Genomic DNA, 15,332 nt, shown 5'->3' with positions numbered 1-15,332 from the left:
TTCATTAGTTTGCTTTATAAAATTGTTGGATGGCCTCATCGATATAAACCCAGCCTTTCCAACCTAAGTGCATATGATCTTTTAAGAAGTATTTATCATACTCATGATTTGAGAAGTCGGCAATTGGATAGCCAGCTTTCTCAATTTGCTCATGAACTTTCTTGTAGTACAATTCGCGACGTTCTTTCGGGAAGCCAGCGTAATCGTACCAAGGACCTTTTACAGGAACAGAAATGAAGAGTGGTTTTGCACCAGATTGTTTTAATAAATCAAGTACAATTTGTAAATCTTCATATTCTGGCGATTGATCATAAGCATCATTTTTTAAGTAGCCTTCACGTTGCTTTAATTTCTTCTTGATTTTGCTGTTGAAGTAATCATCTTCGATACCATATTCGTTAGAACCTGATTCTACTGCACCAGTTTGATCTGCATGTTTACGAGCCTCGTCCCAATTCATTTGTTTTAATGAAGGGTCAAGTTTTTCTTTATGCGGTTTAATATCAAACATTGCTGTAAATAAATCTTTACGATCTAAAATGTTACGATAAATATAAGCGAAAGGTTTAGCAGCAAGTGCTTTTACTTTATGCTTTGTATCATCATAAACGATACCTTCAAGCGAAATTTTTAGTAAAGTTTCTTTCTTGACGATTTCAAAGTTTAATAAACGTTTTGCAATTTGCTTTTTCATTTCAGGCTTTAAGTCATCATTGAAAAGCAAGTGATAGCCTTGTTGTTTTGAAAAGTTAGGTGCAAAGTGTGTTTCATCAATACCTTGTGGTACAAACCATTGAGGAGAAAGAACGAATACCATTTTTTTATCCTTCAATTGATCCATAGTAGATGCAAAGTTTAACACATGTACAAGGTCTTGTGTTCCTCCGCGTCCAAGTAGGAATGGTGTGAACCCTTCAGGCTTTACTTTGAAATAATTTGATGGATGGAAAGCATCCATACGTGCGAATTCCGATGAACCGTACATCGGAAGGTATTTCGGGTCTGCTAACATCTTTTGCTGTAATATCATACTTTGAATCTTTTCTTCTTTTAAAGAAGTGGCAGCTTGTTCTACTTTTTCATCACTTAAAAGTGGAAGTAGGAAGCGCGTTGGAATAAGTAAGAATACAGCAAAAAGGGCCAATGCTAAAAGCATCGGACCAAATTTTGCTTTGTTCATCGGATTTCTTCCAACTTCTTAATAACCATGTTTGGTGTAGCCCACTCGTCACGGTCAAAATCAGAAATAGAAACTTCAATATCTAAACGCTCTTGGAATTCAACTAATAAAGATACTACAGCGAAAGAATCAAGAATACCTTCTTCAAATAATTGAACATCTAAGTTTTCTTTCACAATATCGTTTTCACATACTTCTTCTAAAATATCTAATACTTGATCTTTAAATTCTGCCATTTTTAAAATCTCCTTTATATCCGAAATATATTATATGTGCAACTTCTTACTAGTATAAGAAGGGTGCATTAAAAGTATCTGTTAAGGTGTCCAGAGAAAATTAGGAAACCGAAACATACAACGTGGAACGTAATTACAATCGCAAGGACATGTGTAAATTTATTGTTTGGCCAAAACTTATGCTTCTTGTTTTTTCGCTCGAAAATATCGAATAAAATAAACAGTGCGGCATGATATAGACCATAAATAACATACTGCGCAACAGCGCTTCCTTGGATGTGCCAAATTCCCATGATGAAGAAGTTTAAAAATGCACCGATATACGAAATTGTGTAGCGGTTTTTAATTAACTTTTTCTTCGTTGCAAAAAAGACGAAACGCATGTAAATAAAATCACGGAACCAGAATGATAAACTCATGTGCCAGCGGTTCCAGAAGTCTTTAATGTTACGACTAAGGAATGGCTTATTAAAGTTTTCAGGAGTTTTAATTCCCATCATGTAACTGATACCAATTACGAATGCACTATAACCTGCAAAGTCAAAGAATAATTGCATGCTAGTAGCGTACATAAAAATCGCATTAGATAAAAGTGTATCTTGATTGGCGAATACTGCCTTTACAAGATATGTTGTTATCAAGTGCGCAATTATAAATTTATACAGAAAACCTTGGAAAATACGGTTAAGCCCTGTATATAGTAACTTTTGATATTCCTCAGCGCTAGGTGGCTTTTGGATATCTTTTTGGAATCTACGGTAACGATCGATAGGTCCACTTGAAATCGCAGGGAAGAATAAAACGAATTCCCAGAAATTAAAGAAGGAAAGTTCTTTAATTAAATTATCACGAACTTCAAAGACCATTTGTACTGCTCTAAATGTTACGTAAGACATACCTGCGAAAACAATAAAATGTAATTCAGGCACAAATGGTGCGATTTTTGCCAAAATAAGTGGCAAAATCGATAAAATAACAGCTATACAAAACATGAATGTACTATTATTTTGTTTTCTTAAAATTAAATAGCCTTTAATTAGGGCATATTGCCAAATAATAAATGCGGCTAACATAATCGCTTGCTTCGGTTTATCCGAGAAGATAATAGCAATCATGACTAATGTTAAAACGGCATTATATTTACGCAACATTTTACCTTTTAATCCAGCTATGATAGTAGGTATTAATAAAATGCCCACTATAGCGAAAAAATAAAATGATCCATATGCGGTCATGCTGTAACCTCACTCAATAATTTTTTGCGATCTACCTTTCCATTTGGTGTCATTGGAATAGAAGATTGATACATGAATTTACGTGGAATCATGTAGTTTGGTAATCGCTCATTGAGTTCTTTTTTAATTGCAGATGTTAGTTTGAATTCTTTTTCAAATGAATGTTCCCCAGGAACAACAACCGCTAATAAATAATCGTATTTCTCACCTTTTTTAATTGGAACGATAACTGCTCCTTCTACGTAAGAACACGCACGAAGGTGATGCTCAATTTCTTCTAATTCCATTCGATAACCATGCAGCTTAATTTGGAAATCAAGACGACCATTATAGAATAGAAGACCATTTTCAACATAGCCAGCATCACCTGTTTTATAGGCGCGCTCACCGTCAATCATAGTAAATGCTTTTTCTGTTAATTCAGGGCTTCCTAAATATCCAACGCTTACGCTTGGACCGACAATTACGATTTCACCTTTTTCACCATCAGGTGCAATCGTACCATCTTCTTTCATAATAAGAAGGCGGCAATCTGATTTACAGTAGCCAACTGGAAGTGATTTGTATTGATCAAGCACTTCTTCTGTAACGTGAATACCTGTTACAGCGACAGTAGCTTCTGTTGGACCGTACGTATTCATAATTGTCGCTTTCGGGAAACGCTCAATTAATTTTCTAGCTACTTCATTTGGTAACACTTCACCGCAGAATAAGAATGTTTTCATGTTCGGTAGCATACTCTCAGAGAAAGATGCTTCCATTAAACACATCTCTGCGAAAGATGGTGTCGAAGTCCATACTTGTATATCCGATTGCTCTAAAGAAGCAAACAAGTCTTTTGGACGTGCAATCATATCTTTATCGATTGCCCAAAGTGTACCACCTGTTACTAATGATGGGTAAATATCCATGACAGATAAATCGAATGAGAAAGGTGCTTGGTTTAAGAATACTTGCCCTGTTTGTAAGTTGAAATCTTCTACAGCCCATTTTGTAAAACTTACAAGGCAGTTATAAGTAATCTGAACCCCTTTCGGATTACCTGTGCTTCCTGATGTGTAAATAATGTAGAAGTTCTCATCACCTTTTACCGCATGTTCAGGATTTGGAGTGTTCCCTTTATGAGTAAAGAAAATATCTTTTAAGTTGTCTTCACTTACAATGCGAACTGGTAAATCAGTTACAGTTACTTCAGTTCCTGATAAAAGTAGTTTCGCACCAGAATTTTCAGCGATACGTTGTACACGATCAGCTGGGATAGATAAATCTACAGGAATATAAGCATGTCCAGCTTTTACACATCCTAAAAAGTTAATAATCATTTCAGGTTGCATATGACCATACACCATAATTGGTGAACGATCATCTGGATACGCAGAAGAAATCCAATGTGCTAACGCATCAGAATCTTCCTTTAATTGTTTGTACGTAATTTTCGCATCTCGCCAAACAAAAGCAGTTTGATCAGGCGTTTCAATAGCCCACTTTTCAATTTGTTCTAATAACTTCATAACGTTCCCACCCTAAAATTCGTTGTAAATAAATGTACTTGTGTTTGTATCATGGAATCCATACAACCAAAGCAATGCAAATAAAATTGCAAGGTAATAAACCGTCTTTGCAACCCATTGTGTGAGTGGTCGAGACCATATCTCTTTTAATCTTTCCATGTCTTTCCCTCTCTTAATGAAATGATAGCTCTTTGTAGGTATCATGTCCTACATTATTGTGAAAAAAACAAAATTCCACATTTTAGGTAAAAATAAGTCAAAAGGCTCTTTTCTGATATTAGCACTAAATACTAAAAAAGAAAATCCCTAACTTAGCAATTATATTACATTCAGCATGAATTTGTAACGGGTTTGACATGTAAATAGGAAGTGGATTGTGTGAATGTATAAAAGTGGTCTGGGAGAATGTATAGAAATGTAATATTTGTTTGAGTTTTTCATAGTTAATGTATGAATTGTTAAAGTTTCATAAGAGGAGGAATTTCTGATGAAGAGGATGTGGAAGGATCTTATTTCAGAAGAAAACATTATTAAATGGAGACAGCATTTTCATAAATATCCGGAATTATCATTTCATGAAAAAGAAACTTCACAATTTATATATGAAACATTATGCTCGTTTTCTTCTTTAGAAGTAACGAGACCGACGGAATATAGTGTACTAGCAATTAAAAGAGGGACGGGACAAGGGAAAGTAGTTGCGATTCGAGCTGATATAGATGCTTTACCAATTCAAGAGGAGACAAGGAAATCTTATACGTCTGTGAATAAAGGAATGATGCATGCATGTGGGCATGATGCTCACGCAGCTATTTTGTTAAGTACAGCAGAGGTGCTATCAAATATAAAGGAAGATTTCGTAGGTGAGATTCGTCTCTTCTTTCAGCACGCAGAAGAGGTATATCCTGGCGGGGGACAAGAAATGGTTGAGGCAGGCGTGATGGATGGTGTTGATTATGTAATAGGTTTACATGTTATGTCTGGATTGGAGAGCGGGAAAATCGGAATTGCATATGGACCGATGATGGCGGCACCAGACGTATTTACAGTTGAAATTCAAGGGAAAGGAGGGCATGCGGCGAGGCCAGAAGAAACGATAGATCCTATTGCTATCGGAGCGCAGATTATTACAAATTTACAACATATCGTATCAAGAAATACAAGTGCTTTCATGCAAAGAGTTGTTTCAGTTACGCAGTTTCATGGGGGAATGGCTGATAATATTATTCCTAATGCAGCAACTTTAATGGGGACTGTGCGTTCTTTTAATCAAGTGTTAAGAATAGAAGCAGAAGAGAAAATTGAGCAAATCGTGAAAGGAATTACAAAGGCACATGGAGGAAAGTATACATATACGTATCGATACGGATATGATCCGGTTATTAATGATGAATATATTACGAAAGTAGTAGAAGAAAGTGCACTACATTTGTTTGGGAATGAGCGCATTGTGAAGCTTGAACCTTCTATGGGAGGAGAAGATTTTTCAGCATATTTAAGAAAGGCACCGGGTTGCTTCATTAAATTGGGGACGGGGAATGAAAAGGTAGATACTTGTTATCCGCATCATCATCCGAAATTTGATGTAGATGAATCAGCTTTAATTTATGGAGTGGAATTATTTTTAGAGACAGCGATAAGACTACTAAAATCATAGAAAAGTATAAAAAAAGGCAACTGCGCTCTATCGCAGTTGCTTTTATTTCTTTCCGTCAGAGAGGGCTGAGAAAGAACTATGCTCATTTATAGTATATGAATAGCTAACGGACAAGCTTGTACATTTTAATCATTTTTTAAAAAATAGTTATTGACATTGATAATCACTGTCAATTAATCTAAGGGTAGTTGAAATTGATAATTATTATCAATAGGATGGATGAGAAATGTTAATGAGAAAAAAATTTCACCTTCTGCGGAGGGGATTAAAAGATAAAAATAAAGATGTTGATCAGCATATGGAATGGCAACGAAATGTAATTCGTTCTGAATATGTAGATGAGAAGAGTACGCTTCCAACAGAAAAAGAGATACAAGGTAAAAGGAGAGATTCAGTTGAGTAAGTTAGTAATGATTTTTGCAAGTATGAGTGGAAATACAGAGGAAATGGCTGATCATATTGCGGGTGCAATTCGTGAAACAGAAAATGAAATTGAAGTTATCGATATTATGGATTCACCAGAAGCTTCTATACTAGAACAGTATGATGGAATTATTTTAGGTGCTTACACTTGGGGAGATGGTGACCTTCCTGATGATTTCTTAGATTTTTATGATGCAATGGATTCTATTGATTTAACCGGGAAAAAAGCGGCAGTATTCGGATCATGTGATTCGGCTTATCCGAAATACGGCGTGGCGGTTGACATTTTAATAGAAAAGCTACAAGAGCGCGGAGCTGCAGTTGTGTTAGAAGGACTAAAAGTAGAATTAACGCCAGAAGATGAAGATGTAGAAAAATGTTTACAGTTTGGAGCTGAATTTGTAAAACACCTTTCTTAATGGCAGAAGGGAGATGAAGAGCAAGTGCATGAGAAAATCGCAATCAAAACGATGACAGATTATCATTTGTATGATTTTATGCGTTGTCCGCATAAATTTTATTTCCGTCATATAAAAAGAAGAGAACCTTCTTCATTTGAATGGCAACAAATCGCACAAATGATTGTGAATCGAATTATTAATGAATATTACACACTACCTGCGGGCCAACAAACGAAAATCGTACTTTTAATATTAATAGAAAAGTATTGGAAAAAGGTAAGGATTAATATGTTTGCTTCAAAGACGGAGTATTATATTGTGTTAGCGAAGTTAACGGATCACTTATTACAGTTTGTTGAAAGAGATGATAGTCAGACACCGCCGTTATTTTTATATGAAAAATTTCAAACATATATGGAAGAGTTAGGTGTCCACATGTCATTGACATTAGAAGTTGGTGAGTGGAGTACTGAGTCGTTTGTAATTAAAAAGTATGTTGTCGATGCGGATGAGGAAATGCTTGCTCTTTGTCAAAAGTTAATGACAGTATTCAGTTATAAAGCTTTCGATATTCTTCCAGGAAAAATTGAAGTTATTAATTTAATAGAAGGAACTAAGTATGAGTACATTCCGAAACAGGAAGATATTATAACTGGCATGGCTGATTTATCTAGAATGAAAGAAATGTTGCAACAACCTGAGCATTATACAGAGCGTCATTTTCGTTCTGAGTGTATGAGTTGTGCGTTTCGTAGTGAATGCCAAAGGGAAGAAGTAAAGAAAGAAGCGAAGCAGAAGAAAAATATCGTACATTAAAGGATGCAATTTTGCATCCTTTTTTGTTATTGACATGAAAAGCTTTTCATCATTTAACGTATATTTGTAGCAGATTTTAATAAAGGGAGGAATAATCAATGGAAGATGAAACGAAAGTATTTCAATGGTTAAAAGAACAGAATGCTCCTTTTGGAATTCAACTGCAAATTTTACAAGCGTTTCAACTGTATCAAATCATTGTTGAAATGGATAAAAAGTTAATGATGTATGAAGAGAGAGAATATCGGGAGAGAATTTAATGTCATCCCTGTAGTATTACTTTCAGTTGTTCAGTACCTTCTAGGAATTTAAGTTCATTCTTTGTTTCAAAGTTATAAATCATATTATGTAGTAAAGGACTGTATTGATAAAAGGTCGTGATGCGGTGAATGAGTAATGGATCATGGTGTGAACTAAGCCTACTGTATTGTTCATATACTGATGTAGTAAATTCATGTCCGAAATCATAATATAGCCCAGCAAAATCAAAGGCGGGATCTCCAATTTGAGCATCACCAAAATCGATAATACCTGAAATGGTTTTATTTTGGTGATCAAATAAAATGTGATGATGTGTAAAGTCAGCGTGAATAATTGTATTTTGAAAAGTGGATGTATCCATACATGTAAAGAATTTTTCGAATAAAAAATTTAACGCTGATTTCTGGTATGAAGTAAGACTGTTAGTAAGATATTGGGTTAATTTTGTTTGTAGCTCTTTCCAGTAGGTGAGTGTTTTTTCTATAGGGAATTCTAATGCCTTCACACGCTTTAAAGGAATACTATGTAGAGCCGTAAGGAAAGTCGCTAATTGTGTAATAATTACTTCAAGTTCTTTTTTCTCTAGCTTGGTAACTATTTCTTTTTTAAAAGGTTCACCATGAATGAGAGTATAGTAACTACAAAGTGGAAAAGTATCAGCATCATTTTTATATAATAGGTGATACTTTGGAACCTCGATTTCTTGTAGCAAATGAGAGAGAATTATGCACAGTTCTTTTTCTAAAGGAATTCGCATTGCATATTCTTGTTTTCGCGGGAAACGAAACAGTAGCTCCTCATTTACTATAACCGCTACATTATCCCATCCTTCTTCATTTTGTTTATATGAATGTATAGAAAGATTAGGCAAAGCTTCTTTTATATACTGTTTGTAAGAGTCCATAATTGTTCCTCATTTCTAAGTTAAGTTATTCCACTTTATGATATCAGAATTTTCTTTCTATATGTTAAAATATAACTATCATTATGAAGAAGGGCGGGAGTATCACGAAGAAAAGACTATTCATCATTTCTCTATGTATCGCTTTTGGATTGTTTTGGTCATATAAAGAAGAGGTTTTTGCTAGCTTTAAACCGATTGATCAGTACGGATTAAATAATGAATTAAAGAACAAAAGTATAGAAACTTTAACTCATAATGAAATGAAAAAGGTAGGAGAACATTTTGTGACAGAGCAATTATCAGTGTTTGAGCTTAATAATAAAGAAGATGTGAAACGAAAAGGTGAAGAACTATTTGTAAATAGAGGATATGAACAATTAATAGGAAATTATTATCCAAATCGGTTTCGGGATTTAGAGTATAAATTTATAAACGAGGACATACGTGAAGTGACGGATGAAAGTTTTCGTTATCAAACTGCAGCGTACGTTGCGGGTACTGAAAATGGTAAGAGAAGCGAAATGAAATTGAATTATGAAATGAAAATTGTAAAGGTTAATAATATATTTAAGGTGTTAGAACAAAAACAGTATGTACAATAAAGTGAAACATGAATCAGTGCTACAAATAGCGGATAAAAAAATCCCCCAGTTCTTTGAGGGATTCTAAAGGTTTTCATTTTGTTGACCAAGTTCTTTTTGAGCAATATATAAATTTCCTTGCTCGACTTGTTTTTGAGTAAGAACAGAATCACCTGCATACCCTTTTTCTGTTTGCACAGTTCTTTTTGAACGATTGGAATTTTGTTTCTTCATATAATAGACCACCCTCCATCAAAAATAAACGAAAATGATGAGTACGAGTAACACAGCGGCAAAAATGGTAATGCCCATTAAAAACGAGGTGTTTTTATATTTAGGTGTCTTATGTACATCTTGCCGATATCCAGGTGAAATTTCAGGGGCGAATTCTTCATCGAATGATTGCTTTTTTTCTTTTTCGTCCATATGTATCCACCTTTCTTTTTCATTATGTTATACGTTCAAAGAAAAAATATGCATAAAGAAAACCGTCCCTCTATCGTGAGTGGCGGTTTTCTGTTGTATATTTTCTTTGAACTTGAAAGAGACGGACAAGAAGGAAGGTGGCGCCAAATGCTAGACCGATAATAAGACCGATCCAATATCCTTTTGCTGCCCAGTCAGTGTAAGTTGCTAATATGTAACCGAGAGGGAGACCTATTACCCAATAAGCGATTAATGTCATAATTAAGGAAACATTTACGTCTTTATAACCACGTAGTGCCCCTTGTACAGGAGTTGCAATTGCATCTGAAATTTGAAATAAAATCGCAAATATAAGAAATTCTTTTGCTAAATGGTGAACATTTGCATCTGTCGTATAAATTGAAGCAATTGCATCATCAAAGAAGTAGAGAAGAATTGAATATAATAGGGCGAATGCAAGTGCTAAGCCAATCCCGATAAATCCATATTGTTTTGCGTTATTGTATCGCTTTGCTCCAACTTCAAATCCAACAGCGATGGTCATTGCCATTGCTAAACTTAAAGGAGTCATATATAACAAGGAAGCGAAGTTCATAGCTGCTTGATGAGCTGCGATTGTTGTCGTACTAAAATTACTCATCATAAGTGTCACTGCAGCAAAAATACTCGTTTCAAAAAAGATAGCAAATCCGATAGGGACGCCAAGTTTTAAGAATTCAGTCCAACTTGAAAGAGAAGGACGATATAATTGTTTAAATATATTGAAAGATGCGAAAGGCTCTTTCGTACGAATAATAATAACGGTAATAATTAAAATGCACCAATAGGTTGCTGCAGAAGCAATTGCCGCTCCAACACCACCGAGTTTTGGAAAACCGAAATGACCGAAAATTAATACATAATTTAATATTACGTTAATTGGTAATGATAGTAATGTAATAATCATCGTTGTGCGAGTTTTTCCTAATGCATCAATAAACCCGCGCAAAACAGTGTAAGTAAATAAAGGGATAATTCCAATTGCAATAATACTTAAAAATTGTGCTGCAATACGTTCCACAGGTTCTTCCAGGCGCATGCCGTTTAAAATAGGTGAAACAGCGAAGAAACCGATAAGGATGACCACGAAACTAGCACAAATTGCTAAATATACTGCTTGTATGACAACTTGGGGAACATCCTCTTTTTTCTTTGATCCAACGAGCTGCGCAACAATTGGAGTAGTAGCCATTAAAATTCCTGTTAATCCGGTACTAACGGGAAGCCATATACTTGTTCCGATAGCAACACCAGCTAAATCAATAGGACTTGCGTGCCCTGACATTGTCGTATCGAAAAAACTCATTGCAAATAATGACATTTGCGTTACGAAAATCGGGAAAAATAGTAATACAAATTGCTTTAATTTTTGTGAGAATGAATTAGTTTCCTTCATAAAATCCCCTTTCCGCTAAAAAAACAAACTCTTACTATCATACAATTTAATCAACAAATAGAAAAGAAATACGCGCATACAACATGTACAATCAATAAAAAAAAGATGCACTTTAAAAGGGGATAAGGTATTATGATAAGGTGTGAAAAATTACATATTCGTTATTAAGGAGGCACTACTCGTGGCTGATTGGTTAATTGGAATAATCATGGGTGCTGTTGAAGGGTTAACAGAGTTTTTACCAGTTTCATCAACAGGACATATGATTTTAACAGGTCATTTACTTGGATTTGACGACGAGAGAGCGAAAGTTTTCGAAGTTGTTATTCAATTGGGATCGATTTTAGCAGTTGTTGTTATATTTTGGAAGCGTCTATGGTCTTTAGTAGGTATAGGGAAAGTAACAGATGGACCATCGTTAAATTTATTACATATTATTATCGGGATGATTCCTGCTGGCATACTTGGCGTATTGTTCCATAGTGCGATTAAAGAAGTTTTATTTGGGCCAGGCCCAGTTGTCATCAGTTTAGTGGCTGGTGGTATTTTAATGATTGTTGCTGAGAAGTTTTCGAAACCAAGTACAGCAAGAACATTAGATGAAATCACATATAAGCAAGCATTTACAATTGGGATGTTCCAATGTTTAGCGCTTTGGCCAGGATTTTCTCGTTCTGGTTCTACAATAAGTGGTGGTTTATTAGCTCGCGTGTCACATACAGCGGCGGCTGAATATACATTTATTTTAGCAGTACCAATGATGGTAGCTGCAAGTGGTTTAGATTTAATTAAAAGCTGGGATATATTAAGTGCGGCTGATATTCCGTTATTTGCAACAGGATTTATTACAGCATTCGTTGTTGCGATGCTTGCAATTGTTTCATTCTTAAAATTATTAGGTCGTGTAAAACTAACACCGTTCGCTTACTACCGTTTCATTTTAGCTGCGGTATTCTATTTCTTCATTATGTAATAAAAAAACTGCCGAGTTCGGCAGTTTTTTTATTTTATTACTTTTTCCATCATGCTTTCCATTACATGTTCCCAAAGAGAAGTATCATCCGCTAATGTAGCACGGAAATTAGCGTACATTTCTTTTTGTTTTTCTTCGAATGTTGGATCTTCTTTTTCAGGTAATGTAGCGCGCATTGAAGTTACTAACTCTTGTACTTTTGGAGCGCGTGGTCCCCAAACGGCTTGTTCATTTCCATCTTTATCAATGAAAATAAAAATTGGAATGGCACGTGCTGTTCCATTTGTTAAATATTGATCCATTAATTCTAAGTTTTCATCGCGAATTAATAATCTCATATCAATATTTGCAACTTCAGAAATTCGTTTCATAACAGGTACGCATAAAAGAGCGTCACCACACCAATCAGCTGTTAATACGATAACACGCCAGCCATCATTTTGGCGTTCTTCTAATACAGGAAGTAATTCATTTGGAATTAAAAAGTTATTGTAAATGTGCAGTAGCTCGTATTGATTTACTTTCATTTCATTCACATATGTATCAAAAGACATACCTTTATCAGCCCATTGTTGTAAGTTCATAAGTAACACCTCTTTAGTATGATTTGTTTTCATTGTACCAATTTTTATATAGAAAAGCTTGTATTCTTACTCCTTCTTGTCACTTAATAATTGATTTAATAGGAAAAGGAATAGTACGACACATAATTCAGCAATGTTGGACAGTTGAACACTCTCTATCCAACCGTCGGCAGTATGAATGACGAACCAAACTAGCGTAATTTCAATGATTGCAAAAAGAGTAATAGCCAGCCAATTTGGCATGTTTTTTGTCATTGGATATAGCAATGCCTTGAGGAAACCGAAGATAAAGAATGTAATACCGTCTAAGAAAGTGATTAATAAAAAAAATAGAAGTAAAGCAGTGCGTGATCTATACTCTATACCTGTAATATGAAAGATTCCTACATATACAAAGAATATAAATGCAAAAATTATAATGAGCAACAGAATAACAAAACCGATAATCAAAGTCTTATCTTTTAGATTGAGATTAGAAAATTTGTCTTCTTCACTCACTATTCCATCTCCTTTTTCTGGAAAATCAACTTTATTGTATCATGAAATGTATATTAAAAAACTACGAATTATGGGGAAATAAGGTGACAAAAAGTAAGATTTCATGTAAAATTATTAATAAGGTTTTTATTTAACTAAATGAAGTAAAAGGGGCTGTCAAAATTGTCTCAAAATCGAGAGCAATTAATGGAAGAACTATCGACAAATGTTTTTGCTATGTTTCGCACGTTGCGTAATGATATTGGAAAAATATTTGGTGGTTACATACCGTGGAATGAGTTCATCGTCCTTAGAATATTGAACCGTACGAATAAAGAAATGGTATCACGTGTAGCTAATGAGTTAAATGTGTCGAATAGTCATATTACAGCTGTTACAGAAAAATTAATTAATAAAGGCTTTGTAACCCGTTCGCGTTCTACATCAGATCGCAGAGTTGTATATTTAGAGATTACAGAGCAAGGAAAAGATTTAGTTGCGAAAATGGAAGGGGAGAAAAAGAAATATTTACAAAAAAGATTCTCCGCGCTTTCAGAAGAAGAAATGAATATAATGATATCAATTTCTAAAAAACTTATTTAATTCATTACAAGTAAGAAAACGCTTACGTAATAAAGGAGAAGACCTTCCCTATGTGAGGAAGGTCTTCTTTCGTATGTAAAAGATTATAAAAAAGAAAATATGTAACATACTATTAATAAAGGAAGGGGGCAGAAATATGACAAATCGAAATGGTAGTAAAGGAAGCGGAAATCAAGGCTCACCAAAATCAGGGCAATTTCAGCAAGAGTTTAGTGCGGAATTTGAGACTGGTAATGATAACAAAGGAAAAGAATATCGTTCGAAAAAAGGAAGTAAATCAAAAAAGGAGTGAAATAATTCACTCCTTTTTTGATTTAAGATGCTGCGGATTGATCCGTATTATATTTTTCTTCTGATTTTGCGACGATCATTGCGCAAATTGCATCACCGGAAATATTTACAGCTGTTCGTGACATATCTAAAATGCGATCAATACCGATAATTAAGGCAATACCTTCTACGGGTAGATTTACTTGATTTAAAACCATCGTAAGCATTACAAGTCCAACACCTGGTACACCAGCAGTACCGATACTAGCTAGTACAGCAGTTAATACGACGACAGCTAATTGGGACATAGTAAGCTCAACTCCGTATACTTGAGCGATAAATACAGTTGCTACACCTTGCATAATGGCAGTGCCATCCATATTAATCGTTGCACCTAGTGGTTGTACAAAAGAACTTATCGCTTTTGGAACACCCAGTTTTTCTTGTGCTGTTTTCATTGCAAATGGAAGAGATGCATTAGAGCTAGATGTACTAAACCCAATTGCCATTACCGGTCCGAAATGTTTAAAGAAACGGACAATACTTTCTTTTGCTAATACCTTTAATAATCCGCCATACACGAAGACGCCGTGAATAATAAGTACTAGCATAACGACAATCATATACTTGAACATCGCAGCGACGCCTGCAAGACCCATTTTACCAACGGATGAAGCGAGCAATCCAAATGTTCCGATTGGAGCTAATTTCATAACGAGATTAACAAGATACATCATTAATTCGTTGCCCTGTTCAAGTAATGAATGGATACCTTGAACCCGTTTTCCTAAAATAGCTATACCGAGTCCGATTAATACGGCAAAAGCAATAATTTGTAACATGTTTCCATCAGCCATCGCTTTTGCTGGGTTATCTGGTACGATATTTAGCAATGTATCGACGAAAGATGTTTCGGTTTTTGCCCCTTCATATTTAAGCCCTTCGGTTTTAAAGTTACCGCCAGATCCTGGTTGTATAATCAGTGCAAATGTAACTGCAATAGAGATGGCAACGGCTGTAGTTACAAGAAAGAATGAAATTGATTTTAAGCCGATTCTTCCAAGTTGTTTCGGGTCTCCAAGCCCAGCAGAACCAAGCACGATAGAAATGAATACAACAGGAACAACTAGCATTTTAATGAGGCGAATAAACAATTGACCAAGTGGATTGAACACATATTGATTTAATGGTTCAAAAATGGATGGTGCAGCTAAATTTAAAGTGAGTCCGACAACTAAACCGAGAAATAATGCGATTAAGATTGCTTTTGTTTGTTTCAATAAAACCCCCCCTTTATTTTTGTAAAATTACTTTCTACATTAATTGTACAAAAAAACTACCTATTTTGACAGTATTTTC

Annotated in this window: 21 protein-coding genes; 9 read left to right on the top strand and 12 right to left on the bottom strand. The window is 34.9% G+C overall.

Going from position 1 to position 15,332, the window contains the following annotated elements; genetic code table 11:
• Positions 1–4 precede the first annotated feature (4 nt).
• The 5 genes from dltD to QEP67_RS20970 form a co-directional block, all read right to left on the bottom strand.
• Entirely contained in the window at positions 5–1,180 is a 1,176-nt protein-coding gene (gene dltD / locus QEP67_RS20990; RefSeq protein ID WP_001030275.1) for a D-alanyl-lipoteichoic acid biosynthesis protein DltD, read from the bottom strand.
• Positions 1,177–1,416, bottom strand: a complete 240-nt coding sequence (gene dltC / locus QEP67_RS20985; protein ID WP_000807307.1) for a D-alanine--poly(phosphoribitol) ligase subunit DltC — start codon at positions 1,414–1,416, stop codon at positions 1,177–1,179. Before dltC ends, dltD begins: the two co-directional genes overlap by 4 nt.
• A gap of 68 nt (positions 1,417–1,484) precedes the next feature.
• On the bottom strand, positions 1,485–2,651 hold the full coding sequence (gene dltB / locus QEP67_RS20980) for a D-alanyl-lipoteichoic acid biosynthesis protein DltB (RefSeq protein ID WP_000127922.1): 1,167 nt from the start codon (positions 2,649–2,651) through the stop codon (positions 1,485–1,487).
• Positions 2,648–4,162 carry a D-alanine--poly(phosphoribitol) ligase subunit DltA gene (gene dltA, locus QEP67_RS20975; protein ID WP_000770515.1) on the bottom strand — a complete coding sequence of 505 codons (1,515 nt, stop codon included), beginning with the start codon at positions 4,160–4,162 and terminating at the stop codon, positions 2,648–2,650. The genes dltB and dltA overlap by 4 nt, the downstream gene beginning before the upstream one ends.
• Positions 4,163–4,174: 12 nt before the next feature.
• Complete coding sequence (locus QEP67_RS20970) at positions 4,175–4,321, bottom strand: teichoic acid D-Ala incorporation-associated protein DltX (protein ID WP_000440293.1); 147 nt, start codon at positions 4,319–4,321, stop codon at positions 4,175–4,177.
• 328 nt (positions 4,322–4,649) lie between these two features.
• Here QEP67_RS20970 and QEP67_RS20965 point away from each other — a divergent pair, with 328 nt between their 5' ends.
• The 5 genes from QEP67_RS20965 (at position 4,650) to QEP67_RS20945 (ending at position 7,719) form a co-directional block, all read left to right on the top strand.
• Positions 4,650–5,819, top strand: a complete 1,170-nt coding sequence (locus tag QEP67_RS20965) for an amidohydrolase (RefSeq protein ID WP_000827669.1) — start codon at positions 4,650–4,652, stop codon at positions 5,817–5,819.
• A gap of 226 nt (positions 5,820–6,045) precedes the next feature.
• On the top strand, positions 6,046–6,222 hold the full coding sequence (locus QEP67_RS20960) for a hypothetical protein (protein WP_016088748.1): 177 nt from the start codon (positions 6,046–6,048) through the stop codon (positions 6,220–6,222).
• Entirely contained in the window at positions 6,215–6,661 is a 447-nt protein-coding gene (locus QEP67_RS20955) for a flavodoxin (RefSeq protein ID WP_000041146.1), read from the top strand. Before QEP67_RS20960 ends, QEP67_RS20955 begins: the two co-directional genes overlap by 8 nt.
• Before the next feature lie 24 nt (positions 6,662–6,685).
• Positions 6,686–7,459, top strand: coding sequence for a hypothetical protein (locus QEP67_RS20950; protein ID WP_000544551.1), 774 nt, complete (start codon positions 6,686–6,688; stop codon positions 7,457–7,459).
• Positions 7,460–7,557: 98 nt separating this feature from the next.
• Positions 7,558–7,719, top strand: coding sequence for a hypothetical protein (locus QEP67_RS20945; protein ID WP_000389250.1), 162 nt, complete (start codon positions 7,558–7,560; stop codon positions 7,717–7,719).
• A gap of 2 nt (positions 7,720–7,721) precedes the next feature.
• Here the strand turns inward: QEP67_RS20945 and QEP67_RS20940 are convergent, their stop codons facing one another.
• Positions 7,722–8,624, bottom strand: coding sequence for an aminoglycoside phosphotransferase family protein (locus tag QEP67_RS20940; protein WP_000379014.1), 903 nt, complete (start codon positions 8,622–8,624; stop codon positions 7,722–7,724).
• An 83-nt stretch (positions 8,625–8,707) separates the two neighbouring features.
• Between QEP67_RS20940 and QEP67_RS20935 the strand changes: the two genes are divergently transcribed.
• On the top strand, positions 8,708–9,226 hold the full coding sequence (locus QEP67_RS20935) for a hypothetical protein (RefSeq protein WP_000715248.1): 519 nt from the start codon (positions 8,708–8,710) through the stop codon (positions 9,224–9,226).
• A 63-nt stretch (positions 9,227–9,289) separates the two neighbouring features.
• Here QEP67_RS20935 and QEP67_RS20930 read toward each other — a convergent pair whose 3' ends face one another.
• The 3 genes from QEP67_RS20930 to QEP67_RS20920 all read right to left on the bottom strand — a co-directional run bounded on the left by QEP67_RS20930 (position 9,290) and on the right by QEP67_RS20920 (position 11,066).
• On the bottom strand, positions 9,290–9,439 hold the full coding sequence (locus QEP67_RS20930; RefSeq protein ID WP_000744624.1) for a hypothetical protein: 150 nt from the start codon (positions 9,437–9,439) through the stop codon (positions 9,290–9,292).
• An 18-nt stretch (positions 9,440–9,457) separates the two neighbouring features.
• A complete protein-coding gene (locus QEP67_RS20925; RefSeq protein ID WP_000343561.1) occupies positions 9,458–9,631 on the bottom strand; it encodes a hypothetical protein in 174 nt (57 codons plus the stop codon).
• A gap of 70 nt (positions 9,632–9,701) precedes the next feature.
• On the bottom strand, positions 9,702–11,066 hold the full coding sequence (locus tag QEP67_RS20920; protein WP_000665398.1) for an MATE family efflux transporter: 1,365 nt from the start codon (positions 11,064–11,066) through the stop codon (positions 9,702–9,704).
• Between the two features lie 181 nt (positions 11,067–11,247).
• On the opposite strand from QEP67_RS20920, the gene uppP reads away from it, so the two are divergent.
• Positions 11,248–12,039: a bacitracin resistance undecaprenyl-diphosphatase gene (uppP, locus tag QEP67_RS20915; protein ID WP_000796242.1), complete on the top strand. Its 792-nt coding sequence runs from the start codon at positions 11,248–11,250 to the stop codon at positions 12,037–12,039.
• A 29-nt stretch (positions 12,040–12,068) separates the two neighbouring features.
• On the opposite strand, the gene QEP67_RS20910 is transcribed toward uppP, so the two are convergent.
• Positions 12,069–12,656, bottom strand: a complete 588-nt coding sequence (locus QEP67_RS20910) for a thioredoxin family protein (RefSeq protein WP_074651557.1) — start codon at positions 12,654–12,656, stop codon at positions 12,069–12,071.
• 33 nt (positions 12,657–12,689) lie between these two features.
• Positions 12,690–13,121: a YrvL family regulatory protein gene (locus tag QEP67_RS20905; protein ID WP_353706403.1), complete on the bottom strand. Its 432-nt coding sequence runs from the start codon at positions 13,119–13,121 to the stop codon at positions 12,690–12,692.
• 162 nt (positions 13,122–13,283) lie between these two features.
• On the opposite strand from QEP67_RS20905, the gene QEP67_RS20900 reads away from it, so the two are divergent.
• Together QEP67_RS20900 and QEP67_RS20895 are read left to right on the top strand one after the other, a co-directional pair.
• Entirely contained in the window at positions 13,284–13,703 is a 420-nt protein-coding gene (locus QEP67_RS20900; protein WP_000081443.1) for a MarR family transcriptional regulator, read from the top strand.
• A 136-nt stretch (positions 13,704–13,839) separates the two neighbouring features.
• Positions 13,840–13,995, top strand: a complete 156-nt coding sequence (locus tag QEP67_RS20895; protein ID WP_000184931.1) for a hypothetical protein — start codon at positions 13,840–13,842, stop codon at positions 13,993–13,995.
• A gap of 22 nt (positions 13,996–14,017) precedes the next feature.
• Here QEP67_RS20895 and QEP67_RS20890 read toward each other — a convergent pair whose 3' ends face one another.
• A complete protein-coding gene (locus QEP67_RS20890) occupies positions 14,018–15,253 on the bottom strand; it encodes a dicarboxylate/amino acid:cation symporter (RefSeq protein WP_000814822.1) in 1,236 nt (411 codons plus the stop codon).
• Positions 15,254–15,332 lie beyond the last annotated feature (79 nt).

Source organism: Bacillus cereus group sp. MS39, assembly GCF_040448665.1.
In the GTDB taxonomy this organism is placed as follows: domain Bacteria; phylum Bacillota; class Bacilli; order Bacillales; family Bacillaceae_G; genus Bacillus_A; species Bacillus_A wiedmannii.
This window is presented reverse-complemented; position numbering and strand designations above follow the sequence as displayed.

Coding starts and splice junctions, on each gene's coding strand:
- QEP67_RS20895 (WP_000184931.1), top strand. CDS start 13,840: ATGACAAATCGAAATGGTAGTAAAGGAAGCGGAAATCAAGGCTCACCA.
- dltD (WP_001030275.1), bottom strand. CDS start 1,180: ATGAACAAAGCAAAATTTGGTCCGATGCTTTTAGCATTGGCCCTTTTT.
- dltA (WP_000770515.1), bottom strand. CDS start 4,162: ATGAAGTTATTAGAACAAATTGAAAAGTGGGCTATTGAAACGCCTGAT.
- QEP67_RS20930 (WP_000744624.1), bottom strand. CDS start 9,439: ATGAAGAAACAAAATTCCAATCGTTCAAAAAGAACTGTGCAAACAGAA.
- QEP67_RS20965 (WP_000827669.1), top strand. CDS start 4,650: ATGAAGAGGATGTGGAAGGATCTTATTTCAGAAGAAAACATTATTAAA.
- QEP67_RS20945 (WP_000389250.1), top strand. CDS start 7,558: ATGGAAGATGAAACGAAAGTATTTCAATGGTTAAAAGAACAGAATGCT.
- QEP67_RS20960 (WP_016088748.1), top strand. CDS start 6,046: ATGTTAATGAGAAAAAAATTTCACCTTCTGCGGAGGGGATTAAAAGAT.
- QEP67_RS20970 (WP_000440293.1), bottom strand. CDS start 4,321: ATGGAAAGATTAAAAGAGATATGGTCTCGACCACTCACACAATGGGTT.
- QEP67_RS20935 (WP_000715248.1), top strand. CDS start 8,708: ATGAAGAAGGGCGGGAGTATCACGAAGAAAAGACTATTCATCATTTCT.
- QEP67_RS20910 (WP_074651557.1), bottom strand. CDS start 12,656: ATGAAAACAAATCATACTAAAGAGGTGTTACTTATGAACTTACAACAA.
- QEP67_RS20920 (WP_000665398.1), bottom strand. CDS start 11,066: ATGAAGGAAACTAATTCATTCTCACAAAAATTAAAGCAATTTGTATTA.
- QEP67_RS20940 (WP_000379014.1), bottom strand. CDS start 8,624: ATGGACTCTTACAAACAGTATATAAAAGAAGCTTTGCCTAATCTTTCT.
- dltC (WP_000807307.1), bottom strand. CDS start 1,416: ATGGCAGAATTTAAAGATCAAGTATTAGATATTTTAGAAGAAGTATGT.
- QEP67_RS20925 (WP_000343561.1), bottom strand. CDS start 9,631: ATGGACGAAAAAGAAAAAAAGCAATCATTCGATGAAGAATTCGCCCCT.
- dltB (WP_000127922.1), bottom strand. CDS start 2,651: ATGACCGCATATGGATCATTTTATTTTTTCGCTATAGTGGGCATTTTA.